General features: G+C 60.1%; 23 protein-coding genes. 10 read left to right on the top strand and 13 right to left on the bottom strand.

Annotation, left to right across the window (positions count from 1 at the left end):
• The first annotated feature begins 32 nt into the window (after nt 1–32).
• Nucleotides 33–1589 carry a D-aminopeptidase gene (locus WCJ41_RS07420; RefSeq protein ID WP_336905207.1) on the top strand — a complete coding sequence of 519 codons (1557 nt, stop codon included), beginning with the start codon at nt 33–35 and terminating at the stop codon, nt 1587–1589.
• 171 nt (nt 1590–1760) lie between these two features.
• Here WCJ41_RS07420 and WCJ41_RS07415 read toward each other — a convergent pair whose 3' ends face one another.
• The 3 genes from WCJ41_RS07415 to WCJ41_RS07405 form a co-directional block, all read right to left on the bottom strand.
• Nucleotides 1761–2870: an FAD-dependent oxidoreductase gene (locus WCJ41_RS07415; protein WP_336905206.1), complete on the bottom strand. Its 1110-nt coding sequence runs from the start codon at nt 2868–2870 to the stop codon at nt 1761–1763.
• A 148-nt stretch (nt 2871–3018) separates the two neighbouring features.
• Nucleotides 3019–3927, bottom strand: a complete 909-nt coding sequence (locus WCJ41_RS07410) for a metallophosphoesterase (protein ID WP_336905205.1) — start codon at nt 3925–3927, stop codon at nt 3019–3021.
• Between the two features lie 1505 nt (nt 3928–5432).
• The gene (locus tag WCJ41_RS07405; RefSeq protein WP_336905204.1) at nt 5433–6482 is read right to left on the bottom strand and encodes a fatty acid desaturase; all 1050 of its coding nucleotides are present in this window, start codon (nt 6480–6482) and stop codon (nt 5433–5435) included.
• 293 nt (nt 6483–6775) lie between these two features.
• On the opposite strand from WCJ41_RS07405, the gene WCJ41_RS07400 reads away from it, so the two are divergent.
• The 8 genes from WCJ41_RS07400 to WCJ41_RS07365 all read left to right on the top strand — a co-directional run bounded on the left by WCJ41_RS07400 (nt 6776) and on the right by WCJ41_RS07365 (nt 15854).
• On the top strand, nt 6776–7753 hold the full coding sequence (locus WCJ41_RS07400) for a quinone oxidoreductase (RefSeq protein WP_336905203.1): 978 nt from the start codon (nt 6776–6778) through the stop codon (nt 7751–7753).
• A gap of 36 nt (nt 7754–7789) precedes the next feature.
• Nucleotides 7790–8641, top strand: a complete 852-nt coding sequence (locus WCJ41_RS07395) for a branched-chain amino acid aminotransferase (RefSeq protein ID WP_336905219.1) — start codon at nt 7790–7792, stop codon at nt 8639–8641.
• A gap of 18 nt (nt 8642–8659) precedes the next feature.
• Entirely contained in the window at nt 8660–9061 is a 402-nt protein-coding gene (locus WCJ41_RS07390) for a carboxymuconolactone decarboxylase family protein (protein ID WP_336905202.1), read from the top strand.
• A 35-nt stretch (nt 9062–9096) separates the two neighbouring features.
• A complete protein-coding gene (locus tag WCJ41_RS07385) occupies nt 9097–10077 on the top strand; it encodes an ABC transporter permease (RefSeq protein ID WP_336905201.1) in 981 nt (326 codons plus the stop codon).
• Between the two features lie 17 nt (nt 10078–10094).
• On the top strand, nt 10095–11126 hold the full coding sequence (locus WCJ41_RS07380) for a sugar ABC transporter substrate-binding protein (protein ID WP_336905200.1): 1032 nt from the start codon (nt 10095–10097) through the stop codon (nt 11124–11126).
• Nucleotides 11127–11191: 65 nt separating this feature from the next.
• Nucleotides 11192–13315 (top strand): SMP-30/gluconolactonase/LRE family protein, encoded by a 2124-nt coding sequence (locus WCJ41_RS07375; RefSeq protein WP_336905199.1) that lies wholly within the window; start codon nt 11192–11194, stop codon nt 13313–13315.
• Nucleotides 13312–14355 (top strand): hypothetical protein, encoded by a 1044-nt coding sequence (locus WCJ41_RS07370; RefSeq protein WP_336905198.1) that lies wholly within the window; start codon nt 13312–13314, stop codon nt 14353–14355. The genes WCJ41_RS07375 and WCJ41_RS07370 overlap by 4 nt, the downstream gene beginning before the upstream one ends.
• The gene (locus tag WCJ41_RS07365) at nt 14355–15854 is read left to right on the top strand and encodes a sugar ABC transporter ATP-binding protein (RefSeq protein WP_336905218.1); all 1500 of its coding nucleotides are present in this window, start codon (nt 14355–14357) and stop codon (nt 15852–15854) included. The genes WCJ41_RS07370 and WCJ41_RS07365 overlap by 1 nt, the downstream gene beginning before the upstream one ends.
• 88 nt (nt 15855–15942) lie before the next feature.
• Here the strand turns inward: WCJ41_RS07365 and WCJ41_RS07360 are convergent, their stop codons facing one another.
• From WCJ41_RS07360 to WCJ41_RS07340, 5 genes are all read right to left on the bottom strand, one after another.
• Complete coding sequence (locus WCJ41_RS07360) at nt 15943–16872, bottom strand: TIM barrel protein (RefSeq protein ID WP_336905197.1); 930 nt, start codon at nt 16870–16872, stop codon at nt 15943–15945.
• 21 nt (nt 16873–16893) lie between these two features.
• On the bottom strand, nt 16894–17577 hold the full coding sequence (locus WCJ41_RS07355) for an HAD family hydrolase (RefSeq protein ID WP_336905196.1): 684 nt from the start codon (nt 17575–17577) through the stop codon (nt 16894–16896).
• A 3-nt stretch (nt 17578–17580) separates the two neighbouring features.
• The gene (locus WCJ41_RS07350; RefSeq protein WP_336905195.1) at nt 17581–18852 is read right to left on the bottom strand and encodes an acetoin dehydrogenase dihydrolipoyllysine-residue acetyltransferase subunit; all 1272 of its coding nucleotides are present in this window, start codon (nt 18850–18852) and stop codon (nt 17581–17583) included.
• Between the two features lie 157 nt (nt 18853–19009).
• The gene (locus tag WCJ41_RS07345) at nt 19010–20014 is read right to left on the bottom strand and encodes an alpha-ketoacid dehydrogenase subunit beta (RefSeq protein ID WP_336905194.1); all 1005 of its coding nucleotides are present in this window, start codon (nt 20012–20014) and stop codon (nt 19010–19012) included.
• Between the two features lie 21 nt (nt 20015–20035).
• Nucleotides 20036–20995: a thiamine pyrophosphate-dependent dehydrogenase E1 component subunit alpha gene (locus tag WCJ41_RS07340; RefSeq protein WP_336905193.1), complete on the bottom strand. Its 960-nt coding sequence runs from the start codon at nt 20993–20995 to the stop codon at nt 20036–20038.
• 243 nt (nt 20996–21238) lie between these two features.
• Here WCJ41_RS07340 and WCJ41_RS07335 point away from each other — a divergent pair, with 243 nt between their 5' ends.
• Nucleotides 21239–22147: a MurR/RpiR family transcriptional regulator gene (locus tag WCJ41_RS07335; RefSeq protein ID WP_336905192.1), complete on the top strand. Its 909-nt coding sequence runs from the start codon at nt 21239–21241 to the stop codon at nt 22145–22147.
• Nucleotides 22148–22168: 21 nt separating this feature from the next.
• Here the strand turns inward: WCJ41_RS07335 and WCJ41_RS07330 are convergent, their stop codons facing one another.
• From WCJ41_RS07330 to WCJ41_RS07310, 5 genes are all read right to left on the bottom strand, one after another.
• Nucleotides 22169–22867, bottom strand: a complete 699-nt coding sequence (locus WCJ41_RS07330; protein ID WP_336905191.1) for an HAD family hydrolase — start codon at nt 22865–22867, stop codon at nt 22169–22171.
• Nucleotides 22868–23749: a class II fructose-bisphosphate aldolase gene (locus WCJ41_RS07325; protein WP_336905190.1), complete on the bottom strand. Its 882-nt coding sequence runs from the start codon at nt 23747–23749 to the stop codon at nt 22868–22870.
• 275 nt (nt 23750–24024) lie between these two features.
• On the bottom strand, nt 24025–25746 hold the full coding sequence (locus tag WCJ41_RS07320; RefSeq protein WP_336905189.1) for an ABC transporter substrate-binding protein: 1722 nt from the start codon (nt 25744–25746) through the stop codon (nt 24025–24027).
• Between the two features lie 71 nt (nt 25747–25817).
• Nucleotides 25818–26099, bottom strand: a complete 282-nt coding sequence (locus tag WCJ41_RS07315; protein ID WP_336905188.1) for a DUF2160 domain-containing protein — start codon at nt 26097–26099, stop codon at nt 25818–25820.
• Nucleotides 26100–26110: 11 nt separating this feature from the next.
• A complete protein-coding gene (locus WCJ41_RS07310; protein ID WP_336905187.1) occupies nt 26111–26998 on the bottom strand; it encodes a carbohydrate ABC transporter permease in 888 nt (295 codons plus the stop codon).
• Nucleotide 26999 lies beyond the last annotated feature (1 nt).

Genomic DNA, 26999 nt, shown 5'->3' with positions numbered 1-26999 from the left:
GACGGCTACCCGTTGTCACTTCAGGAGCCTCGATGATCTCCGTGAACACTGCCGCCCTCGACCGCGCCATCCACAGCCTCCCCGACACCTATCCGGGACCCGGCGGTGCCGTTGCCGTGGTCAAGGATGGCGTGCCCATCGTCCGCCACGGCTGGGGCTTCGCCAACCTCGAGGCCCGCGAGCCCTTCACGCCGCATACCCTTGCGCCCATCTGCTCCATCACCAAGCAGTTCACCTGCGCAACGATGCTCTCCGTCACGCCAGACGTCGCGGCGCTCGATCCGCTCACGGCAGCATGGCTGCCGCGCCTTGAGGGCGAGAAACCTTCGACCCTCGATCTCGCCAACAACCAGTCGGGTCTGCGTGACTACTGGGCCCTGACCGTCCTGTGCGGGGCGCTGCCGGAGGGTGAGTTCCGTCCGGCCGATGCCACAAGGCTGATCGGCCTGACGCGCAGCCTGCATTTCAAGCCCGGCACCGCCTACTCCTATTCCAACGGCAACTTCCGCATCCTGTCGCTGGCCATCGAACAGGCGACGGGACGCGACTTCGGCGACTTGCTGATGGAGCATGTAGTGCGACCGGCGGGGATGGAGACGGCGGTCTTCGCGCCGGAAACCTCGGCAACGCCGGGCGGTGCAATCGGGTATGAAGGCACGCTGGGCACCGGATGGCGTGCGGGCATCAACAAGATTCATTGGTCGGGGGATGCCGGCCTGTGCGCCTCAATCGACGACATGATCGCGTGGGAACGCTACATCGACAGCACCCGCGACGATCCCAGCAGCCTCTACGCCCGCCTGTCGCGCCCCCCGAGCTTTCGCAATGGCGCACCCGCCGAATATGGCTTGGGTCTGTCACACCGCAAACGGTGGGGCCGTGCCATGACGGGTCACGGCGGCGCCATCCGTGGCTGGCGGGTGCAACGCCTCTGGGTGCCTTCCGAACGCCTGTCGATATGCCTTGCCTTCAATCACGAGAGCAACGCGCGCGGCGCCGTCATGGAGGTCCTGTCCGCCGCACTGGGCGAGAGCGATCCACCGGCTACCGCAGACGCAGCCGCGGCCCAGGCCTTCGCCGGCACCTGGCTCGACGAGATCGGCCTCGTGCTGAGCGTCGAGGTCAATTCCAACGCGACTCTATCGGCGAGTTATGCCGGTGGTGCGGAGGTGCTGGGCGTCGACACCGACGGTGTGGCGCGGGGCACTGACATGACGCTCAGCCTCGTTGGTCCCCGTCTGCGCATCATGCGTCCAGGAGATGCGATCGACTCGCTTGCGGAGCGTGTGGAGCTGGGCGCACCTGACGACATTGCCGGCCGCTACCGTTCGCAGGAGCTCGAATCCGAGTTAGAGATCGTCATTGCCGGCGGAAGCTGGTTCGCCGGCTTTAGCGGCTTCCTCGGGGCCGGCCCCATGATGCCCCTCATGCCGGCAGGACCAGATGTCTGGCGCATGGCCTGCCACCGCTCGCTTGATGCGCCCGCCCCCGGCGACTGGACGATCCGCATCGCGCGCACACCGGACGGCAAGGTATCGGACATCACCGTGGGCTGCTGGCTGGCACGTAACGTAACCTTCTCAAGATAGCCGTCGCGAGAAGCCACAGAACAGCAGAAGGTGGCGCACCACCCGGCTGGATCTACAATGAGACTGTTCGCATGTTCGCCACCTTGCAATTCATGGCGGAGTATCAATAGCGCAGAGGTTGTCGTCCTTATTCCGCATGATGCAGCAACTCCCATTCTCATGGGCGCAAGATTATAGCGACTGATCAACTCCGGCGATCCTGACACAGGTCTCGCGAACCGCGCGCTCAGCAGCGTCGAGTGCGCCGGCCAGATAGCCTGGATCAGTGGAACTGGTTTCACTGCCGGCCAGCGACACTCTCTCTGTCCACGCGCCGCTAATCCACGGTCTGCCATCCGGAACCGGGTGGCTCTCCGCCACCATGTCTGCCGAGGTCGCCGTCAGCGCATCTGCCGCCCAATCCTTGAACAGGGTCGCCCGCGGTAGTCCTGCGTTGCGCCCAAAGAGGCGCACAAGTTGTGCCAGAGATGCGCGTACAAGCGCGTCCTCGCCAAGGGCCATCCGCTGCTCCCGCCCGATGCCGACAAATCCGAACAGCGCGGCTTCCCCCGACGAGGTGGTGGCGTCGTGGATCTCGACAAGCGGGCCCACGCCACTTTGCGCCATCCCGGAGAGGCCGGCCTCACGCCAGAAGGGTTCATCATACAAGGCGAAGAACTTGGCGTGCGGCGCCATCCAGGTCGCAGCCCGCTGCCAGCGCTCTCGCGTGCCCGGCTCGAGTATGGGATCAAAGGTGATTGCAGATGCAAGAAGCCGAGGCGGCGCGGCAAGAATGACGTAGCGCGCGAAACCCTCATGATCTCCTTCATCGGTCTTCAAATAGAGGACGACGCCGTCGTCCCGAAGGGCGAGGCGGGTAACACTGGCGCCTAGGTGCAAACGCTCTGGCGGACACCCATTTACGAGGGCGGCGACGATGGCCGATGTACCACCCTTGAGGCGCATCGACTGCGGCTCCTGACGAATTGTTGGAAAGCGCTGCGGCTCTCCAAGCCTCGACCGCTCCACCAGAACGTCGCCAATGGAGTATTGAGGAAAGCTGTCGAGCCCAAGCCCGTCTACTACCCGGGCCATCCGGGGGTGCATGCCGGGCCAGAACCAGGAAGGTCCAAGGTCAAAGTCACCAGTCGATGGTTCGCCTGTTGCGCCGACGGACAGGATGCGTCCCCCAAAACGCTGGCGGGCCTCAAACAGCTCGAAATCGACTTCCGCGTCTTGCAGAAGTCTTGCTGCGTAGAGGCCCGAAAGGCCTCCTCCGACAATCGCCACCGTCGTTCGCATGGGAGTGTGTTGTTCCGACTGCTCTTCGAGATCGCCGTCTGGTGATCGAGAATGGGCGATTTACCTCACTCGCCACCTACTCATTTCGGGGAAATATGACCCAGTTGTGCGCTTGGTAGCAAGTTTGACGGGCCCTGCCCACTGCCCTTTAGCGACAGGTTAGTGCTCCACGCACGCCCACCCCTTCACATGCAAGTTCTGCCTCTCCGGCAATGCCGCGGAACCGAGACACCCAGACGCCAGTCGCGCCGATCTGCTCCAGCATCACGAAACCAAACTGCGACTGGCTGACGCCATCCTCCAACAGTGCAGAGCCCGTTGTCATGCCAGCCAGTGGCTGGGAGATCTGCGGGTCCAGTGACGTCCCCCCGGTCCCCACGACCAGTTGGCTGGGGCCGTCGTGAGCAATCGCCAGCGCTTCGAAGGCGTGGATGTGGCCCGAGACGACTTGCACGACCTGCCGGAGGTCAACGCCCGCCGCCGCATCCTGAAGGGACTGCGTCAGGAGCTTGAGCGTCTTCCCGTCGAGATTGCCCCTGATCCCCCAGATCGGCATGTGCGTCACAATCCAGGCTCCCCTCGCCGAGGCTGCGGAAAGTGTCTCCAGCTGCGCATGGTAGTCCGCGACACGATCGGCGGACTCTGCGGCTCCTTCGCTGCTGTCCAGCATGAAGAGCCTCAGTGCGCCGAGCGATATCCAGTAGGGACGGGTCGAGGCGGAACAGGCTGGGGAAAGCGGGCGCGGGTCGAGAAAGCGGAAGTAGCCGCCACCTGCCCGGCTGCATAACTCGTGATCGCCGCGGACGACGACCCAGGGCGCCGCCGCCAGCAGAGGCGCCGCTGGATCGAAGAAGTCCGCACGCCACGTGCGCCAATTGTCGCCAGATGGGCTCCCCTGACATCCTGCAACTCCGTCAGGGCATGGCATCTCCCGGTACAGGTAGTCTCCGACGTGGATGACGACCTGCGGCGATGAGGCGGCGGCGGCGCGCGCGACGGCCGCGAAGGGCCAGGCCACACTGTCATTGCAGGACTGAAGTGGGTAATCCTTCTTCATCCGACAGCCGCTGTCTCCAAGGACCACCATTCGGGTGAGTGGACTGGTCGGCTGGAGGGGAAGGCGTCTACCCTCGACGGCGGCATTCCTAGCCGCCGGTGGCAAGACCGCCTCACACACGGTCACGGGGAAGTCGGCGCCGGAGGCTTCCGCACGGAGGCTCATGCTCGAGCTCTTTCCGTCAACCGTGATCGCGGGGCACTGGGCGTCCGTCGTAATCACGCGCGCCGTTCCAATGCCCCCCTCACCGAGCACCACATAGGCGGACTCAACCCCCGCACCCGCCGGAGAGTTCGCCACTGCCATGCAGAGTGCTAAGATAGGCGACACCAAGAACTTGGCCGCAGACAACGCTTTCACGACAACCCTTGATCTAAAAACAATGAGACCTCCGAAAACCTCAACCAGCTGTACCTTCTTGGAGGACTCGCAGCACAACTTCGCTTAGCGAGAAATCCTGCGCCGGCTAATGACGCGTCCATCTCTTGATCTCAGGACAACTTCGAAGCGGCTTCCGCTCCGCCAGCCGCGGTACACGAAATATCTTCCCCTGCAATCGATGCGGCGGACATCGCGGAACCCGCGGTTCCTCAATAGACGTTCACCATCACGGCAGGAAATGCCGCGTCCGTTGCTGATGGAACTGCCGACATTGATGTTGATAGTGACGGAGCTGGCCGAGACTGGCAGGGCGTTTGGCGCGGAGAGGAACAGGAGCGCAACTGTCAAGCTGACGATTATCCGCAAACGCATGTGGCTACCCTCCGCCAATCGATAGTTCATATGGCGGTATGTCTGGGCATGCAATTGGCAACACAGGTCGCCTCTAGCCATTTCCCGAGAGCCGCAATTGCGTAGGTTGCCGATAATGTCAGAAGCGATCTGCAAAAACTGGAGCAGATCAACAGTGTGTATCTGGGGTCCACTGTGTTGAACGTCGCAAGCGCAATCTTGGAGGAGCCGGCAGTCGTGCTGGATTTTGAGGATTGAACTCGCATTCGTGCCACGACTTAAGCGATAAGCCGGCCATCATCTTCATCCCGCCTGATGCGCCGGGCGATTGACTTTATCCTGTACGCTACTGCGATTGTCCGACCAAATCTGTGCGGCCACCTTAAGCGCATCGATACCCTGCGCCGCCGACCACACGCCCGTCCCCGTGCTGCTGGGGTTCCCGGTGATGCGTTGAGCAAACGTCACGGTGAACTCATCCGAGACCTTGCGCCCGAGTGGGATCGGCTGTGCGAACTTCAGGTGGTGGGTACGCGCGCGGTTCCGCCCGCAGATTTCGCTGCCGCCTGCAGTGAGCGCGGGCTCCGTTGCGCCAACACCGCGTCTGTATTGAAAAAGATATTATTACAATCATAAGGTGCAGGTTGGCAAATTGCCGGTCCCCCGGGAAATTCCGCTCCACCGAGGGCTCCGCGTCAGCGGCCGGCTTATCGCAGACGACAACGCGGGCGAGATGACTGGATACCTGAGTGACAGATACCCGGCGGGCCTCTCTAGCTCTTGGGGCACCGCGCCGTAAGGTCCTGCGCCATCAGGACGTTCCGCCTCGATGGCGTGAAGTCTCCGTAGACGTGGTCCAGCCATAACTTGACATAGCTTCTCGGATTTTCCCGGCAGAAGACGTCTGGCGCAAGCTTCCGCAGCGTCGGCAACCTGTTCCAGGGCACATTCGGGAAGGTGTGGTGCTCGTGGTGGTAGCCGGTATTGAACAGGAAGAGGTTCTGGAACCGGTAGTCCGAGAAGGTCGGGTCGACGTCATTCATGCCCTCGTGCTCGCTCAAGGACTGGCCGAGGTTCGAGACGCCCATCTTCCCGAGGAACAGGGAGAGCGACCAGTTGTGATAGAGCCAGCCCAGGAACCCGAATGCGAGGAACAGGAAGACGTTCACGGCAAGCGACACGGCCACGAAGAGGAGCGTGAGATTGCGCGGTACCTTTCGCGCGCCGATGTGGCGGCTCTTGTCCTTCACCGTGAGGCCCGAGGCCTTCTCGTAGAGCGGGATGAGGATCTTGTCCGAGAAGATGAAGCCGAACGGCAAGAGGTGAAGCACCAGCGTCAGCAGCGTCAGGAGGTGCTGCGTCGTGGGATTGGACGCCTTGATCTTGCGGCGCGCGTTGAAGCTGCAGATGTCCTCGTGCTCGTAGTCACGCTCGTAGTTGCCGAGGAATGGGTGATGGCTGGTGACGTGCTCATACTGATAGGTGAGTTGCTTGCCGAACGAGGCGAGGATGAGTTCCAAGCCCAGGTCAAATGCGAGCTTGGGGCCCGACCGGTGGAAGACAAGCCGATGCGCCGTCTCATGCAGGAGCGCTCCCGCGGAGTGGATGATGAACTGGCCAAAGAAGAATGCGCCCAGAAAGCACCAGAGCAAGTTGCTCAGCCCGACCAGGTAGGCCATGCCCCAATGGAGGGCGAGCAGGACGGGGATGGCAAGTGCAGTCCACGGATTGGGGCCTGCGAGGCTGCGAGCATCGGGGTGGCGGTTGACGACATCCTTCCGCTGCATGTTGTGGCGCAGGGCCTGCGTGGAAATGTGTTCCAATCCAATCTCCTTCACGGCGCCGGGCAATGCTTCCGGCGCTGGTGTTGAGGCATATAGAGCAGATTTCTGGCAAGTTCTCGCGGAAATCAACGGCAATTACTTGGGCACCATTCGCGGGCCCTGAGACAGGCACGACTTGCGGAGCTTAGAACAGGGAAGGGAACTCGATGTTCTGAGAATGCAGGGCTGCCAGCCGCACTCATGCAAGATTTGCAGAGCTTGGCTCGACGCCCAACGATCCATGACCTATGACACCGTCCTCACTGTGAGTGAGTAGCTCGGTGGAGACGGCAATGACAGACCTGCCCTACGCGATGGCGGCGACAAAGGCGGGCGGTCCGGAGGTTCTGCAGCGCACGGACCTGAGCCTCCCGGAACCCGGCCCGGGCGAGGTGCAGATTGCGCACCGCGCGATCGGAGTGAATTTCATCGACTGCTACTTCCGCTCCGGCCTCTACCCGTGGCCGGATCCGCAACAGCTGATACCAGGTGCCGAGGCCTCTGGGGTCGTCAGTGCGGTGGGTGCCGGCGTCACGGGGTTGAAAGAGGGTGATCGCGTCGCCTACACGCTCCCCAACAACGCCTACGCCAGCGCCCGCAACATCGCGGCCGCGCATGTCGTGAGGCTGCCGGACGGCATTTCCTTTGAGACCGCAGCCTCGGTCATGCTGAAGGGCCTCACCACCCGCTACCTCCTGAAGGACAGCTTCTCGCTGCAACCGGGGCAGAGGGTATTGTTCCACGCCGCAGCCGGGGGCGTGGGCCTGATCGCCGGGCAGTGGATGAACGCCATCGGCGTCGAGTCAGTCGGCACGGCCGGCGGTCCCGAGAAATGCGCCCTCGCGAAATCACATGGCTTTGCAGACGTCATCGACTACCGCCAGGAAGACTTCCTCGAAGCCACAAGGCAGATGGTTCCGGAGGGCTTTCATGTCGTCTACGACTCGGTCGGCAAGGATACGCTGCTCAAGTCGCTGAAGTGCCTCAAGCTCCACGGCACGCTGGTCAATTTCGGGCAATCCTCGGGCGCCGTGACGGACTTCAAAATTTCGGATCTTGCCGCCGGCTCCTTTCACATCACGCGGCCGGTGCTCTTCCACTTCACCAGCAACCGCCAGTGGCTCGAGCGGGGAACGGCTGAGCTCTTTGGCCTCATCATGGATGGCCGTATCCGGGTGCAAACCCACAGCGCGCCACTGACCACCGCCGCGAAGGTGCACGCCGACCTTGAAGGCCGCCGCACCACCGGTTCAACCGTACTCATTCCCTGATCTCCCGAGGAGGCACTCTTGGCAGTTGGCACGAATATCTGGACCTGGTGGGACGGCCGCTGGCAGCAGGGCGACATACCCGTGATGAAGGCCGCCGACCACGGCACGTGGCTCGGCACCCTCGTCTTTGATGGCGCGCGCGCATTCGAGGGGCTGATGCCGGACCTCGACCTTCATCTCGCCCGCCTCAACAACTCCGCTGTCGCCATGGGTCTCAGCCCGGTCTTTTCAGTTGATGAGATGACGGCGCTCACGGCGGAGGGCATGCGCCTCCTGGGCAAGGACCGGCCCGTATACATCCGCCCCATGGCCTGGTCGACCGGGAACGGCCCCGGCGTCGTGGCGCCCAACCCCGACTCGACGGTCTTCTGTCTCTGCCTCGAGGAACTGCCGATGGCCGCTCCAACGGCGGCGGTGACGGTGACGACGACGCAATTCACCCGCCCAACGATTACCTCCGCCCTCGTCAACGCCAAGGCAGCCTGCCTCTATCCCAACAACGCCCGCATGCTGCGCGAGGCCTTCTCCAAGGGCTTCAACAACGTCTTGGCGCTAGACCCGCTCGGCAACGTGGCAGAAACGGCAACGGCGAACGTGTTCATGGTGAAGGACGGCGTGGTGAAGACGCCCGTACCCAACGGTACCTTCCTTAACGGCATCACCCGTCAGCGCGTCATCAAACTGCTGCGGGCAGATGGCGTCGAGCTTCAGGAATGCACGCTGTCGCTGCAGGACTTCCGCCAGGCCGACGAAGTCTTCATGGCCGGCAATATTTCTAAGGTGACACGCGTCTCGCGGTTTGATGATGTTGCCTATCACAGCCACGTCCTGTCCGACAGGGCGCGGGATATCTATTGGAAGTGGGCCGCCACGGGCCACCGCCTCTGAGGACGGAAGGACCAACGAATGTCGACCGTGAAACTGATCGAGGATGCCGAGAAGGACCCGCGCGTCAAGGCTGTGTTCGACGACATCCGCACCACGCGGAAGTCTGACTTCATCAACAACTTCTGGCTCTACCTCGCCTTCGACCCGCAACTCCTCGAGGAGACGTGGTTCGGCGTCAAGTCGGTGATGGCCGTGCCTTCTGCACTCGATCCAGTCACGAAGGAACTCGTCTACATCGCGGTGTCGATCACCAATTCCTGCCGCTACTGCGTGCACTCACACACGGCAGCGGCACGCGCCAAGGGGATGACGGAGGACATGTATGCCGACCTTCTGCGTGTTGTCTCAACGGCGGGCCGCACCAACCAGTTGCTCAACGCGCTGCAGGTGCCGGTGGACGAGGCATTTGATTTCGAATGATGGGCGCTGTCTTGCCTGTCGGGAGTGAGTGAACAATGGCGGGTGGAAGTACCCACGGTCTTTGGAGCCAGGAACGCATCGTGCTTGCGCTGGCGGTAGCGCTGTTCGCCGTGGCGGCGATCTTCCTGCCGGGCTTTCGCGACATCGGCAACCTGATTTCCATCGTCCACTCCGTATCGGTGCTGGGCCTTCTCGCCGTCGGCATGGCCATCGTCATCATTGGCCGCGGCATCGACCTCTCGGCAGTCGCCATCATGGCGATGTCGGCCGCCTGGTACTTGCAGTTGCTGAACGACGGATGGAGCGAGTGGCAAGCCTTGGGAGCAACCGGCGCCGGCGTGCTCGCCATCGGCCTCGTCAACGGCTTCCTTGTCGCCTACGCGGATGTGCCTGCAATCTTTGCCACCCTCGCGACGGGCTCCTTCGTCTTCGGCTTCGTGCGTTCGCGCCTCATCACGCAGGATGCCGTTCCGGTACCTCCAGGCAACTGGCTTGAGCAGCTGAGCGGCCTCCACCCCTTGGGCATTCCGCCCGAGGTCTTCATCTTCGGTGGTGCCTGCTTTCTGGCTTATCTCTTCCTGCGCTTCACCAAGTGGGGACGTTATGTCTACTACATGGGTGACAACCTGCTGGCAGCACGCAACATGGGCATCCCGGTGCGTCCAATGAACCTGCTGCGCTATGTCATTTCAGCCTTCATCGCACTGATCGCCGGCCTGCTCACCGCCTCGAGCCTGCATTCGATGAACACCCGCATCGTCAACTCGACGCTGCTCTACGACATCATCCTCGTCGTGGTCATCGGTGGCATCGGGCTCTCGGGCGGCAAGGGCGGCATGCGCAACGTCATCGTGGGCGCCATTCTCATCGGCATCATGCAGAATGCGATGACCATCATCGACATTCCCAATCTCTACCAGAACCTCATCAAGGCGACGATCCTGCTCATCGCCATCGTCATCGACAGCCTTGTCAACCCGCGGGATGAGCAAACCGCCCAGCAGGGCGACATCTGACAAACAGGAGAGCAACAATGAAACTGAATACACTGCTTGCCACGCTTGCTGCTTCGGCGGTTCTGGCCTTCACGGCCCCTGTCACGCAGGCGTTTGCCGACGACGATCCGGGTCCCGCCGCCTACGAGGCCGCGATGAAGGGCAAGCGCGTAGCGCTCGTGCCGCTCGCCATGGGCTTCGACCTGGCGCAGGGTTGGGCTGCCATCCTGAAGCGTGAAGTGGAGGCCTTCGGCGGCACCTTGGAGACGCGTGACCCGAACTGGTCGACGGAAGCCGGCGCCCAGGCCATTACCGAGCTGATCTCGTCGGAGAACAAGCCGGACGTGCTCATTGTGATGGCTTTCGATCTCAACTCCTACTCGAAGCTGCTGAAGAAGGCCCAGGCCGAGGGTATCTACGTCATCCTCATCGACAATCCCGCGAACTTCAAGGCCGACGCATATGTCGGAGGCGATTGGACAAAGCTTGGTATGCTTGAGGCTGAAGCCGTCATCAAGGGCTGTGGCGACAAGTCGTCGAAGAAGATCGGCCTCGTGCAGGGTGACGAGGTGAATGCCACCAGTCTCTACCAGTATGCCGGCATCATGAAGGTACTGGAACAGCACAAGGACTACCAGGTCGTCGCCAAGCCCGACTCAAACTGGGACGCCACCACCTCGCGCAACGTGACCGCCACCATGCTGCAACAAAACCCCGACATCTGCGGCATCATCGACTTCTGGGACGGCGACGCAACGGGCGCGGCCGCAGCGATCCGCGACGCGGGCAAGCAGGACCAGATCTTCCTCGTCACCACGGGTGGCGGTGAAGAAACGAACACCTGCGCCAACGTGGCAAACGGAACCTTCGACGCCGTCGTCTCGACCGAGCTCTACAATGAGAGCGAGGCGATGGTGGCGATGATCAAGTACCTGCTGCAGTCCGGCCAGCCGCCCGGCACCGCCTCGCCCTATATCTACACGCTGATGAACACTGTAACGAAGGATAACCTCAACCCGCGCAGCTGCTGGAGCCTGAAGGGCCTTCAGGCCGCCGCCGAAGCGAAGTAACGAAGTGTTGTGGGCGGCCCAGGCACGGCCGCCCGTCCCTCATTCCGCTGCCCCATGGATCACGCATGACTTTCCGCGAACGGCTTCAAGCCTGGCGCTACAATTATATTCCGGACCACGTCATCGGCGAGATCCTGAGCAAGCGCTGGGCGGACAACGCCATTCCCTTCCTGGCACTGGTCACCGTCATCGCGGTGTTCGGCACGGCCATACCTGGCTTCTTCAATCCATTTTCGCTGCTCGAATCGACGCGCCAACTTGGCGAGTTTGCGATCGTCGTCATGGGCCTCACCGTGGTCATGCTGGCGGGTGGCATCGACCTCTCGGTGGGCTCGATGTTCGCGCTCTCGGCCTTCAGCGCTGTTGCCGCCTTCTTCATCTTCCACCAGCCTGTGGCCGTCGCTTTCCTTGCGGCACTTGCCACAGGGGGCCTGTTCGGAGCCGCCAATGGTTATCTCATCGGCTACATGCGTCTCCGTGCCTTCCTGACGACACTGGTAACGCTGGTCATCGGTCGTGCGATCTACGACATTCTGGTGGTCAATTACGGCTCCGTCATACAGACGTCGACCGCATCCTCCGATGTCTGGGACTTCATCGGCGATGGTGACATCCACGGCATCTCGATCCCCGTCGGCGCAGCGGCTGTTCTTGCCATCATCTTCCACGTAGCACTCACCCGCTCGCGACCCGGCTGGCACATTCTGGCGGTCGGCGGATCGCGCCGCTCGGCGCACAATTCCGGCATCCGGGTGCGCCAGTCGGTGTTCATGTCGTACGTTGTCTCCGGCCTGTGCTGCGGCCTGGCCGGCTTTCTCATCGCCTGCCGCCTGTCAGGTGCGGGTCCCGGCACCGGCCTCAACCAGGAAATCCTCGCCATCACAGCGGCGGTCGTCGGTGGCAACTCGCTGGGTGGCGGTCGCGGCTCGATAGCCAAAGCGCTGATGGGCGCCATCATCGTGCTGGTGATGAACAACGGCCTCATCCGGCTCGGTTATGGCACCGGCACCAACCAGATGGTGCTGGGCATCATGCTGGCGGCCGCCGTGATCCTGGATATCCGCTGGCTCAAGAACCGCCACAAGGTATTGAACGAAGTTTACGTCGCCCCTGTCTACCACCGCATGGGCGAGACACTCTCGGCAGAGCCCGGGTCGGAAAGCCCCTACGCGCTGAACAACCGAATTGCCAATACCGAATACATCGGCCTGGGTGAGCTCGAGGGGCCTGAGGACGTGGTCCTCGACCGCGATGACAATCTCTACTGCGGCACGCGCCACGGCGAAATCGTCCGCTTCTTCGCGCCCGACTACAGGCGTTCGGAGATATTTGCCCACACCGGCGGCTTTCCTCTTGGCCTCGCCATCGATCGTGATGGCAACATCATCTCCTGCATCGGTGCCATGGGTCTCTACTCGATTTCGCCTCGGGGCGAGGTGAAGCAACTCTCTGCGGAAACCGACCGCTCCTACACCTCGATCGTCGACGATGCCCGGTTGCGCGATCCCAACGACCTCGACATCGCACCTGACGGCAAGATCTACTTCACGGACTCGACCACCCGCTACGACGCCCATGACTGGGTGATCGACTCGATCGAGAACCGGGCTACGGGGCGCCTGCTGGTCTTCGATCCCAAGACTGGCAAGACAAAGACGCTGCTCGAGAGTTATCGCTACACCAACGGCGTCTGCATGGCGCACGACGGAAAGTCTCTGTTCTTCGCCGAGAGCTGGGCCTGCAGCGTGCACCGTTACTGGTTTGAGGGCCCGAAGGCCGGCACGGCGGAATGCGTGATCAAGGATATGCCAGGCTACCCCGACAACATCAATCGCGCTTCCGATGGCACCTACTGGATGGCCTGGCTCGGTATGCGCACGCCGAGCTTTGACCTTGCACTGCGCAGCCCCAGCTTCCGCAAGCGCATGACGCGCCGCCTGCCGCAGGATGAGTGGCTATTCCCCAACATCAATACCGGCGGTGTGGTCAAATTCAACGAGCGTGGCGAGATTATCGAGACGCTGGGCGACATGACCGGGCAGAGCCACCCGATGGTTACCTCAATGCGCGAGCACAAGGGCTATCTCTACGTCGGGGGCATCCTCAACAACCGCATCGGGCGTCTGAAGCTCGAGAATGCGGACCCTGACTGGACTGGTGCCAATTCCTACTGGGGAGCAACGTCATGAGCCTCCTCGACCCCATCCTCGATCTGTTCCGCGGCAAGGCCGTCACCATTCCGCCGATGGACGGCGCGCTGAAGCCCAACACCGCGCTCGATGATGGCGAAGTTGTCGCAGCAGCTCTGGCGCCTGACAACCTCGCAGTGCTGCGAGGCGTGCCAATCTATTCGAGCCATCGCGAGATCCGTCAACTTGGGTATGACCACGCTGTTGTTGGAACCTGCCCGGCGGATGTCTCCGCCATTGCCGTCGCGGAGGACGGAACGCTCGCCGTCGGCCTCGAGGACGGGAGCCTCAAGATAGGGGACAGGATGGTTGAAGGCTTCAACGGCATTACCGCCCTCGCTTTCCAAGGGAATAATCTCTACGTCACGAACGGATCAGACCACTTCCGGCCCAGTCAGTGGGTAAGCGACCTCATGCACCGCAATGCATCAGGCTCGGTATGGGAGGTCGACGTGAAGGGCGGCCAGCGCCGCAAGCTGGCGGGCGGGCTGGCCTATGCGAATGGCGTTGTCGTCGATGCCGCCAACAACAGGCTCATCGTCAGTGAGAGCTGGCGTCACCGCCTGTCTGCCGTGCCACTTGCCGGCGGCAACGCAACGGAAGTGCTGGGCCGGCTTCCAGCCTATCCGGGTCGCATCACCTCTGCACCGCGTGGCTACTTGCTCGCTCTCTTCGCACCGCTCAACCGCCTCGTCGAATTCGTCCTGCAGGAGCCGCAGTATCGGGCCGACATGATGCGCGAAATTGACAGCCGCTTCTGGATTGCCCCCACCCTGTCGCCGCCCCACAGCTTCCTGGAACCGCTGCAGAACGGCGGTGTTCGTAGCATGGGTGTGCACAAGCCGTGGTCGCCCAGCCGTTCATATGGCCTCGTCGCGACACTCGACAATGCGCTGCAGCCGATGACGAGTTACCACAGCCGTGCCAACGGCCGCTTCCATGGCGTGACCTCCGCCCTCGCCGTGGATGGCGCAATCCTAGCGACTTCAAAGGGTGGCAATCACATCATCAGCGTGCAGGCCGGCGAGGGAGCATCATGATGCAACCCGTCATCGAGCTGCGGAAAATGACCAAGGCCTATCGCGGCGTTCCCGCCGTGAAGGACGTTGACTTCACCTTGATGAAGGGTGAGGTGCATGCGCTCCTGGGCGAGAATGGCGCTGGCAAGTCCACGCTTACAAAGATCATGGCCGGCGTCGTCGAAGCTACCTCCGGCGAGATCCTGCACAACGGCCAGAAGGTGGCCTTTGCCAACCCTCATGAGGCCCTACAGAACGGTATTGCCATGGTATTCCAGGAGACGAGCCTCGTCCCCTCGATGACGGTGGCACAGAATATCTATTTGGGCGAGGAGAGGTTCCTCAATCGCTTGCGCGGGATTTATATCGCCGCGCAGCAGTTCCTACAGTCGCTTAACTTCAGCGTTGATCCCACGGCGTCAGTTTCGGCTCTTGGTGCTGCCAAACGCCAGATGGTGGAGATCGCCCGCGCCGTTCATCACAAGGCAGACGTCATCATCTTCGATGAACCAACAGCGACGCTGACGCCCGAGGAGAAGCGTCACTTCTTTGCTCTGATGAAGCGCCTCAAGGCCTCCGGCGTATCCATTGTCTTCATTACCCATGCGCTTGAGGAGGCACTCGCCCATGCCGATCGCATCTCGATCCTGCGCGACGGCGAGTTGATCGAGACCGGCCCTGCCGCAGACTTTGACCGCAACATGGTGGTGCGCGCCATGGTGGGCCGTGCGCTGACGGGCGAGATCTACAACAGGCGGCGCGAAGCCTCAGACCTCCGCAAGCGTGGCCGCCAGATCCTTTCAGTGCGTGACGTCTCGATGGGCAATATGGTGCGCAACAACTCCTTCTCGATCTTCGAGGGTCAGATCACTGGCGTCTTCGGGCTCGTCGGATCGGGGCGCACCGAGACATTCAAGATCGTATCTGGGATCTACAAGCGCGACTTCCTGCGCGGCGGCGAGATCGAGTTCGATGGCCGCCCGGTGCGCTACAACGTTCCCGTCCACGCCGTGCGCGATGGCATCGTCTACGTGACAGAGGACCGCAAGCTCGAAGGTTTCTTCGAGACCATGTCGATCGCCGAGAATTTCTATTCCGGGCCATTGGCAGCCGACCTCACGCGCTCAAGTGTGATATCTTTCGCCGAGATGCGCGAGATCTCAGCTGAATGGTCAAGGCGGCTGGGCGTTAAGGCGATCAATGACAATGCCCGCGTCGTGGAACTGTCCGGCGGCAATCAGCAGAAGGTCGTTATCGGCAAGGGCCTCGCGCAACGCCCGAAGCTCGTCATCTTTGATGAGCCGACGCGAGGCGTGGATGTCGGCGCCATCGCCGAGATCCACCGCTTCATCAACCAACTGGCTGACGAGGGTCTCGCGGTCGTAGTGATCTCCAGCTATCTCCCCGAGGTCATGAACCTCTCGGACCGCATCCTCGTGTGCCGTCAGGGGCGGGTGGTGGAAGAAATATCTCCTGTGGAGGCAACCGAGGAGAAAATCATGTTTGCGGCCGTCCACTAGCTCACCCTGTCGGTTCTAGTGCTAGAGTAGGAATGCGTTGCCGGGTCGACTCGGTGGTCGTCGGCAGGCAATTGGACAAGGCTCGGTGCTAAGCTGGATGATTGAACCCTGTGTCGATGTAGGGTTCCCAAAACATGACCGATTCCCGCATCATGCTGACGACATTGCTGTCGGTCGGCTCTCGCTCGCGAAATGAGAGCTCCATGCAGATCTCGGTGTTCATGCCGCCCGCCTTCTGGATTGTTTCAATGAGCTTTTGCGGCTGGATGCGGCCATCCTTGTTATGCTGCTCAGTGAACGGCCAGTGCCCGCCCTTGTTCATGGACGACTGCTTGACATGAATGATCGGCGACTCAATGGGAAACGCAGCCGCCCACGCATAAGGGTCAGTGTCCCGAGGGTCGGTTGAAGTCACGTCACCGTGATCAATGTCGACGATCATGCGGAAAGGCAGGGCAAGGCCCGCTGCGGCGAGGCGCTTGTCGAAGCTTCGGCACTCGGCAATGGTATGACCGAACTCGCGACCCACCGACATGGGCTCCCAGAATACATAGGAGAGGCCCGCTGCCTTCGCGTGTTCAGCCACTTCTGCCCAGCAGTCGATCACAATTTCAATCAGTTCCTCGCGGCGACCGACATCGTCATAGTCCTTCTGCGTGAAGATCGCGAACTGTGATCCCATGGACTCCGCGCCGATGGCACCTGCAATGTCGGCCAAGGTCTTGAACCAGTCGACATAGTAGCGCCGCACATCGGCGTCAGGGTGGCCCATATGGTTGAGACGTGTGAAGGTGCTGGTCATCACGGAGGTGGCGCGAATGCCGGTCCGTCTGAATGCGGCCTGAAACTGGCGCTCACGCTTGGCAATCGTCGCCGATGGCCACGATGGATTGAGAAACTCCGGAACAAGCTGGACGTAGCCAGCCTTGATCTTGTATGCGAGCGTGTCGCAAACGTCATCGACGTCCGCAAAGCGGTTCACGAGCGGATTGGTATTGACCGAGAGACGTAGCGTCATAACTTTCTCCATACTCTTCGGCTAGCGAGACTTGCTCATGATCTCGCTGATGGCTTGCGGCACATCTCCGAAGCTTGACAGGAGCGCATCTGGTGCCAGGGTGTCGAGCGGTATCTTGGAATATCCGTAGGTGAGTGCAATCACTGGCATCCCCGCGGCTTTCGCGGCGGCCACATCCACCTCCGAGTCACCAACAAAGAGGGCAGGATGCCGACCTCCTGCTGCCTTTACCATTTCAGAAAGCTGGCGTGGGTCAGGCTTGCCAACACCAAAGGTGTCTGGTCCGGATACGACTTCGAAGAACCTTGAAAGACCAAGGTCTTCCACGATGCTGGTAGCGAATTTCTCCCGCTTGTTGGTGCAAACACCCATGCTCCAGCCTTGGCTCTTGAGCACTTCGAGTGTTTCAACAACTCCGGGATAAGGTCGCGTCAGCCTGGTAAGGCGGGAAGCATAGATATCCATGAACCGGGCGAGGTCGATTGCTATGTCACCTTCGTCCTCGCTCTCACCCCGGAGCTTCAGGGCATTGCGCACCAGATTGGCAATGCCGTGTCCGATTAACTGCCGGCCAGTAGCGATACCAATTGGGGATAAGTCCTTCTCGGCCATCAGAGTGTCGAGCGAGCCTGAAAGGTCGCCAGCGCTATCCACCAATGTACCATCGAGGTCGAAAAGAAGTGTTCCAGGGGGATTTGCCATCATCACTCAACCCGCACTCCGGACTGTTGCCGCCACAAGCCTGGCCACGAGCGAGGCGGATTCGAACTGGGGAAGGTGGCCAACCAGCGGAAGACGATGCGAGGCAACATGGGGAGGAATCTCGTCGGCATAGGATGTCGGTATGATGCCGTCCTCCTGGCCTACGATCAAGCGGAGGGGTCCAGTATAGCGATCGAGTGCGTCCCTGATCGAGAAGAGCTGCGTGTTGCCGGCGAACAGTTTGGCGGCAAGCCTGCCCTGCGCCGCAACAAGGGGAGAGGCTTCGCGCGCCGCGATCGTAGCCCGCACAAGTGCGCCCGGCAGCATGGCGGGCCTATGCACGAGTTTCTCCAACCAAGGCTTGAGCTCTGCTTCCGAGTTCGCGGCCAAAAAGCCTGATACAAATTCACCATTGATGAGTGGGCCGAGACCCGCTGGTGAAATGAGCGCCAGAGAGCGAACATCCAGATCACCTCCACCGGCCAGGGAGGCGGCCACAGCGGCTCCCAGGGAGTGGCCCACTAGATGAAGTCTGCTTACTCCGGCGGCTCGAAGCGTATCGTTAACAGAGGCAACCAATGTGTCAAAATCGTCTGGACCGACAGCAAGGTTTGCTCCATGGCCCGGCAGATCGAGGGCGAGAACGGGGTTGGTGAGAGCGAGGTGCAGGATAAAGGGGCGCCAGGCCGACAGATCAGCACCGAATCCATGGATGAGCACGACGGGGTCGCCGGAGCCTTGCTGCAGACTACGCAGGTCGCTTCCGTCACCCTCCTTTGTGAGAGTTCTCCCGGTCGCGCGATGCTTTTCGACAACGGCCTCGATGTCCTTCTTGACGACTGCGCCATGAGGGCCTGAACCCTGAACATCTCCCACCCGCACTCCGGCTTCCTTGGCGATGCGGCGAGCGAGGGGTGATGAGCCGACAGAGCTTCCATAGCCTTGGGCTGAAGCAGCAACTTCAACCGGCGCCTTGCTGGCTGTCTCGCCTGCGGTACTGGTTGGTTGGTGAATGCCGAGGTTGGTGGAAGGAGCTTCTCCAGCTTCGCCGACCATAATCAATGGCTGAAGGACGGTAGCTGTATCACCGACCTTGTACCTCACCTCAATGACTGTTCCGGTTTCAAAAGCCTCGACTTCAAAGGTCGCCTTTTCTGACTCGACTTCGGCAACGATGTCGCCCTTCTTGATCTTGTCGCCGAGCTTGACGTTTATAGCGGTTATCTTGCCTTCTGTAAGATCCTGTCCGACCTGCGGCATGAGAATGGGACGCGCCATGATGATTCCTCTCTCAGGGGACGCGGTGCCGGACGGCTTCCGCCGACAGCGCCACGCGCTCTAAAGTCCTACGTGTTTGGCCAGTGTTCCTGACAACGGGTGCTGTGCCTTGCCGGACGGTTGGATAAGTCCGCGAGAAAGTGCGTCACTTCCGGAGTCATTGTGCTGCAGTGGCATCTGACTTAAGGTGAAGGCTGCGCCTGACGGCCGCAATGATGTTAGGCAGCTGCGGAATGCTTGCCTTCTCAAGTTCGAGGTTGAAAGGCACAGGAACATTGAGGCCTGCGACGATCTCGATGGGCGCATCCAAATGATAGAATGCCTCTTCCTGGATGATGGAGGCAATGTCTGAGGCCACGCCGCCGCGGCGCACGGCTTCCTGGACGATAACCACGCGATTGGTCTTGGCGACGGAGGCAAGAATAGCTGCCTTGTCGAGCGGTACCAGCGTGCGCGGATCGAGTACTTCGGCGTCGATCCCCTCCTCTGCCAGCTTGGCCGCAGCTTCCAGAGCTCTGGGTATCATGTTCGACCAGGCGATGATGGTCACGTCCTTTCCAGGGCGCTTTATGTCAGCTTTTCCAAACTCAATGACATGCTCGCCGTCAGGCACAAGCCCTTTGGTCATGTAGAGGTGCTTGTGCTCGAGGAACATGACCGGATCAGATTGCCGAAGCGCATACTTGAGCAGGCCCTTGGCATCGGCAGGAACCGACGGCATGACAACTTTGAGTCCGGGAATGTGGTAAAACAGCGCTTCGAGGCTCTGCGAGTGCTGCGCTGCAACGCCCCCACCGGTGCCGCCCTGTGTGCGCATGACGAATGGTACACGTCCATCACCACCCGTCATCAGTCTAAATTTTGCGGCCTGATTGACGAGCATGTCCATGCCAAGCATGGCAAAATCAACATAGAGGATCTCGACAACAGGCCGAGCGCCCGCGATGGCGGCTCCGACGCCTACGCCAATCATGCCAGCTTCGGCTATGGGCGTGTCTCGAACACGATGCGGGCCATACTTGGCGAGAAGCCCCTCCGTGACCTTGTAGGAACCACCCCTTTCGGCAATTCCCTCACCAATGATGAACACCGTCGGATCGCGTTGCATCTCTTCATCAAGAGCTTCCCTCAGCGCGTCACGGTACATGATTTCTCTGGACATATTTGTTCTTTCGATCCGGGATCAGTAGTCGGCTGCGAATTCTTCGAACTCGGCCATGGTGATCTCTCGACTGGCCTTGGAAAATTCGACGGCATCCTCGAATTCCTTGCGGATCTCGTCTTCAATCGCCTCGATCTTCGATTGCTCGATGCCCGACATCTCGGTCAGGGCATTCCTGGCGCGGTCGACCGGATCTCGTTCCTTGTAATAGGCCAGTTCATCGGCCGGCATGTACTTTCCAGGATCGTTCACGTGATGCCCCATGTGGCGGAACGTCTTGGCCTCGATCAGGATCGGACCCTTTCCTTCACGACACTTGCGCACGGCTTCTTTGGTCAACTCATAGACGGCAAGTGGATCGTTGCCATCGACCTGGTGGCTTTCCACACCGATGCTGAGACCGCGCTTGTAGAGGTCTGCATCGCGTGTCGATTCCTCGATGCGCGTCGACACGGCGTAACGATTGTTCTCGATCACCAGTACAAAAGCCAGGTTCCAAATGGCAGCGAGGTTCAGCGATTCAAGGAATGTGCCGTTGTTCGAGGCACCGTCAGTGGAAAAGGTCACCGTCACCGCGTCGGAGCCCTTGATCTGGGCCGCCAGCGCAGCACCTACGCCCAGTGGTGTGCCCGCACCCACGATGCCATTCGCACCCAGATTGCCGTTGTGAATGTCGGCGATATGCATCGAGCCGCCATAACCTCGGCAGTAGCCGGTTTCCTTCTGCAGCAACTCGGCAACCATGCGTTTCACGTCAGCGCCCCAGGCGATGCAGTGGCCATGCCCGCGGTGGGTGGATGCAATGTAGTCTCCCTCCCTTAGCGCTGCACAAACGCCAGTGGCGATGCCCTCTTGTCCAAGGTAGGGGTGAAAATATCCACGGATGAGACCTTGACGGTACAGCTTGATGCCTTCAGTTTCAAAAACGCGGATCTTGAATGCTGTTCTGAAAAGTTTCTCCAGGAGCTCCGGGTCCGGCACATTTGGTCTTTTTTTCTGTAAAGACATGGGTTTTTAGAACTCCACTGGCGGAAACAGTTGATGCTTTGAGCTCGTAACATTGACAAAATCCATTGTCGAGGGAAATTTCCTTCTTGGTGATTTGCTTTATAGGGTCACCGCCCAAGAGATCGCTGACGTCTCAGGGGAGAAACTTTTCTTCGGTCTGGATGGGTGTTAGCAGTATTGTCTGTCGGCAGGCCGCATGCGTGAGCACACAAGAAAATGACCGAGAAACCTGAGCGTACCGAGCTTCCCCAGGGCAACTTGCTGGAGCGGATTCAGGAGAGATACGGCTCCCTGCGCAAATCAGAGCGAATCGTGGCCGATTTTCTGCGCTTGAATGCTGGCACCCGGCTCGATTCTTCGATTACCGAACTCGGCCGTGCGCTTGGCGTGAGCGAAGCGACCATCAGCCGGGTGAGCCGCGCCCTGGGCTATGAAGGCTACCCCGATCTCAAGCTCTCGGTTGCGGAGGGAACGCGCAGCAAGAGTGAATACGCCAACATTCCCCTGGAGATAGATGGCAACGACAGTCTTGTAAGAACCAGCGGCAAGTTGGCGACACTGCTGATCCAGGCGTTGGAGGGCACCCAGCGGATGCTGGATGCGCATCGGTTGGAGCAGGCGGTGGAAGCCCTGCATAAGGCGCGGAGAATAGTGTTCGTAGGCGTCGGCGGCGGCGCGGCGATTTGCGATGAGGCGGCCCACTTGTTCATCAAGGCGGGCTTTGACGCGACGAGCTATCGCGACGGCTATACCCAGACCATCATCTCTGCGAACCTCTCAGCAGGGGACGTGATGGTGGGCATTTCACATACGGGCACGACGGTAACAGTGGCGGATGCCATGCTGCTGGCTCGCGAAAACGGCGCAACGACGATTGCGATCACGAGCGATGCATCGTCTGCTGTAGCGAACGCCGGAACGGTTTGCCTGACTACCTGGGGAGCGTCACAGCACGTTGTTCCACTATATGGTGACTTCCTCGAGGGACGATTGAGCCAATTGTTTCTGATCGATCTTCTCTATGTCGGGCTTCTCTTCAGGGCTGGCGAAACCACGGCGCAAAATCTGCGCAGGACGGGTGCCGCACTTGAGGACCACTATCGGCACGTTGCCAGAAGCAAATGAGAGCGGCGTCTTCTGGGCTGCTCATCCCACCAGTGACTGACAAGTACCTATGTCGATATCATGATTTAGGTCAGCCACGATCACGTCTGCTTGGGTGAAATCTTCGTCGGCAGTATAGGACGAGATCGTGACAATACAATTCATGCCCGCAGCCTTCGCCGCGCGAAGACCATTGTTGCTGTCCTCGATCACGACGCAGCGACTGGGAGATAGGCCAAGCTTCTCTGCGGCGAGATTGTAGATGTCCGGGGCAGGCTTCTTCGCAGCGACAACGTCACCGGCGAAGACAGTAATCAACTTTGAGCGCTCGGACCCGAGCAGCACGTTGACGACGGATTGGACCGCACGTTCGTTCGAGGTGGAGCAGACCGCGAGGGTGACGCCACCGGCGATCGCTTCATCGATGAGGCGTGCGACGCCGGGCCGCAAAGGTAGCCCTCCCTTGGCGATCAAATTCATGAAGATATCGGTCTTGAGTTTGTGCAGCTTCGCAATCAAGGCATCCCGGTCTGGCTGCTCGACAGGCCAGCCAGTCTCATCGAAATGCCGTCGCATGCGTTCCTTGCCACCAGCGGTTAGCAGCAACTCGCCGTAGCGCTCCACACTCCAATGGGTCGAGAGACTGGCCTGCTTGAACGCTTCGTTGAAGGCAACGCGATGGCCATCACGTTCAGTGTCGACAAGCACGCCGTCGCAGTCGAAAATCAGGGCCTGGAGCATCTAGCCCTCGAGGCCTGCAGCATGGGAAGCCTTGCCCTTGGAACCAAAGGCCGTGATCATGTCGCAAACATCGTTCTTCATGGCCTCGTATTGGCCACTCAAGAAGGGCAGCGGCTCCTCAAGCTTCGGGTTCTGCTTTCGCACATCGATGAAGCCCTCGATGAAGCGATGCTTGTGCATGGTCGAAATGTTGACCTTTGCACAACCAGCGGCGATACACTTGTCGAACTGCTCCTGGCTCAGTCCTGTGCCACCATGTAGCGCAATGGGGATGGGAATGGCTGTCGTGATGCGTTTCAAGAGATCATAGGCGATCTTCGGCTGACCCTTGTAGAAGCCGTGGGCAGTGCCGATTGCCGGCGCAAACACGGCAAGGTTCGGCATGTTCTCGACAAAATTCACGCACTCATCAAAGTTTGCAAGAATGGCCGAGTCCTCTGCGACGAATTTGTCGTCCTCAACGCCACCGATGGCGCCGATCTCTGCTTCGAGGCCAACGCCTGCAGCCTCCGTCAACTTGTAGACGGCTTCCGATTTCTGCTTGTTGTCGGCGAAAGGCAGTGATGAGCCATCGAACATCACGGACGTCCAGCCCGCGTCGATGCAGCCTTTTATGGTGTCAACATTATTGCAGTGATCAAGATGCAACGCGACTGGAACCGGCACGTCCTCCGCCAACATGCGAACCCAGGTCGCGATCGGCTTGAAGCCCCAGTGCTTGATGGTTTTGACCGATACCTGGACAATCATCGGTGCATCGAGGGCCGCAGCCGCCTCCACGATCGAGCGCGCGCTGTTGTAGTCGATCATATTGAAGGCCGCGATGCCATAGCCCGCCTTCTGCGCCCGCTTCAGCATGGGCCCCATCGTCACAAAAGTCATAAGCCTCCACCCTGTCCGTCAGTTGCGTTTCAGCAGTGGAAGCATGGCTAGCAGATGACACCATGCCTGTAAATAATTTCCGTCGGACAAGATCACATCGCTCGACACAGCTGCATTGAATGAGGACACAAGTCACTAATTAATTGATAAACATAGAAATATTGTCCGGAAATAGGCTGTGAAGTCTTGCAAATCATTTTATTACAGAAACGAAAATGCCGCCCTCGCTTTCGCGAGGGCGGCATCAGCTTCAGCGCTTGTCAGTCAGACAGGTCTTACTTCTGCCAGGACTTGATCAGCTCGTCGTAGTTGACGGTCATCGGCTTTTCCTTTTCGTTCGCAACGGGCAGCTGCGGGGCGAGGTTGCCTGCCTTCACAGCTTCAGCGTTCCAGTAGGCCAGATCATGCTCCTCAGCGAGAACTGGACCCTTGTCACCCTGCACGCCAGACTTCTCGATGCGGGCGAGCACCTTTTCCTGCTCGGCGCAAAGAGCGTCCATTGCTTCCTGCGGCGTCTTAGCGCCGGAAGAGGCGTCACCGATGTTCTGCCACCAGAGCTGAGCCAGCTTCGGATAGTCAGGAACGTTGGTGCCGGTGGGCGACCACTGCAGACGGGCCGGCGAGCGATAGAACTCGATCAGGCCGCCGAGCTTGGGCGCACGGTCGGTAAAGTGCTGGTTGTCGAGAGTCGACTGACGGATGAAGGTCAGGCCGACATCGCTCTTCTTGGAGTCCACCGTCTTCGAGACAACGAACTGCGCGTAGAGCCATGCTGCCTTTGCACGATCATCCGGGGTCGACTTCAGAATGGTCCAGGAGCCAGCGTCCTGATAACCAAGCTTCATGCCATCCTTCCAGTAGACGCCATGCGGCGAAGGAGCCATGCGCCACTTCGGGGTGCCGTCAGCATTCACGACCGGCAGGCCATCCTTCACGGTGTCTGCCGTGAAGACAGTGTACCAGAAGATCTGCTGCGCGATAGAACCCTGAGCAGGCAACGGGCCAGCTTCGCCGAAGGTCATGCCCTGCGCTTCCGGCGGGGCATACTTCTTCAGCCACTCGAGGTACTTGGTAATGGCATAGACCGAGGCAGGGCCATTGGTGTCGCCGCCGCGGGCCACGCAGGAGCCGACGGGCTGCGACTTGTCGTTGACCTTGATGCCCCACTCGTCGACAGGAAGGCCGTTCGGAATGCCCTTGTCGCCGTTGCCGGCCATCGAGAGCCATGCATCGGTGAAGCGCCAGCCAAGGGACGGATCCTTCTTGCCGTAGTCCATGTGGCCATAGACTTTCTTGCCGTCGACTTCACGGCCGGTGAAGAACTCGGCGATGTCTTCATAGGCAGACCAGTTCACCGGCACGCCAAGGTCGTAGCCATACTTGGCCTTGAAGTCGGCCTTGTTCTTCTCGTCGTTGAACCAGTCATAACGGAACCAGTAAAGGTTCGCGAACTGCTGGTCAGGCAGCTGATAGAGCTTGCCGTCCGGGGCAGTCGTGAAGGACTTGCCGATGAAGTCATCCACATCCAGCATCGGATTTGTGACGTCCTTGCCTTCATTCGCCATCCAGTCGGTGAGGCTGCGGGCCTGCTGGTAGCGCCAGTGCGTGCCGATCAGGTCCGAGTCGTTGACATAGGCGTCATAGATGTTTTCGCCCGACTGCATCTGTGTCTGCAGCTTTTCGACGACGTCACCTTCGCCGATCAGATCATGGGTGACCTTGATACCGGTGATGTCGGCAAAGGCCTTGGCGAGAACCTTGGATTCATATTCATGGGTCGGGATAGTTTCCGACACCACCTTGATTTCCATGCCGGCGAAGGGCTTGGCAGCGTCCACGAACCACTGCAATTCCTTTTCCTGGTCGGCACGCGAGAGCGATGACAGTCCGTTGATTTCGGTGTCGAGGAATGCTTTGGCCTCATCCATTCCGGCATGTGCAGGACCGCACAGAGCCATCGCAAACAAGGCACTCGATAGAAATAGTTTCTTACGCATCGTTTCCTCCAATTTGTCGTTTTTGCTTCAAGAGAGCCGCCCAGTTGGCTGGACCACCCGTCAGCTGCTTCCTAGACATACCTGAACACGAGAACCGTGTAGACAAGTGACAAGGCAACAGCCCACCACAGATTGAGGTTTGTGAACCCCAACCAAGCGATATGAATAAAGGCACTTCCAAGCAGCGATATGAACAGCCGGTCACCGCGGGTCGTTTCAAAGTGCAAGATACCGACCCTCGGATTTCCGCCGGGAGAGACATACTCCCACACACCCATGCCGATCAGCAGCAAGAAAATGGTCGCGAAAAAGAGAAAGGTTGGCAGTGTCCAGGCCATCCATGAGAAATCCATCGTCTCGCTCCTCAAACGCGGCCCAGGGCAAAGCCCTTGGCGATATAGTTGCGAACAAACCAGATCACCAGCACGCCGGGTATCAGCGTGAGCGAGCCCGCGGCTGCAAGCACGCCCCAGTCCATGCCCGAGGCCGAAACCGTCCGCGTCATGATGGCCGCAATGGGCTTTGCAACCGTCGTCGTCAGCGTGCGCGCGATCAACAATTCCACCCATGAGAACATGAAGCAGAAGAAGGCCGCAACGCCGATACCAGACGCAATCATCGGAATGAAGATCTTCAGGAAGAAGGTGGGGAAGCTGTAGCCATCGATATACGCGGTTTCATCGATTTCCTTCGGGATGCCCGACATGAAACCCTCGAGAATCCAGATCGCCAGCGGAATGTTGAACAGGCAGTGCGCAAGCGCCACAGCAAGATGTGTGTCGATCAGGCCGAAGGCCGAATAGAGCTGGAAGAAGGGCAGCGCAAACACGGCGGCCGGCGCCATTCGGTTGGTGAGAAGCCAGAAGAAGAGATGCTTGTCGCCCAGAAACCGGTAGCGCGAGAAGGCATAAGCTGCAGGCAGCGCAACAGCCACCGAGAACACCGTGTTCATGACCACGTAGATCATCGAGTTGATGTAGCCCGAGTACCACGAGGCATCGGTAAAGATGACCTTGTAATTGCGCAGCGTCGGTTCCTGGGGCAGCAGCGAGAAGCTGTTCATGATTTCCACGTTGTTCTTGAAGCTGATCACGATCAGCCAATAGACGGGGATCATCAGAAACAGGATGTAGAGTGTAGGCACCAGCCAGGCGAGCTTGCTTCGCCCCGGGCTGGCATGCGCGATGCCTTGCGGAGTTTGGGCTGTCGCATGCCCGGTTGCCGGTAGAGCTGCGGTCTGATCCATTGTCATG

This window comes from Aestuariivirga sp. (assembly GCF_037139295.1).
GTDB lineage: Bacteria > Pseudomonadota > Alphaproteobacteria > Rhizobiales > Aestuariivirgaceae > Aestuariivirga.
This window is presented reverse-complemented; position numbering and strand designations above follow the sequence as displayed.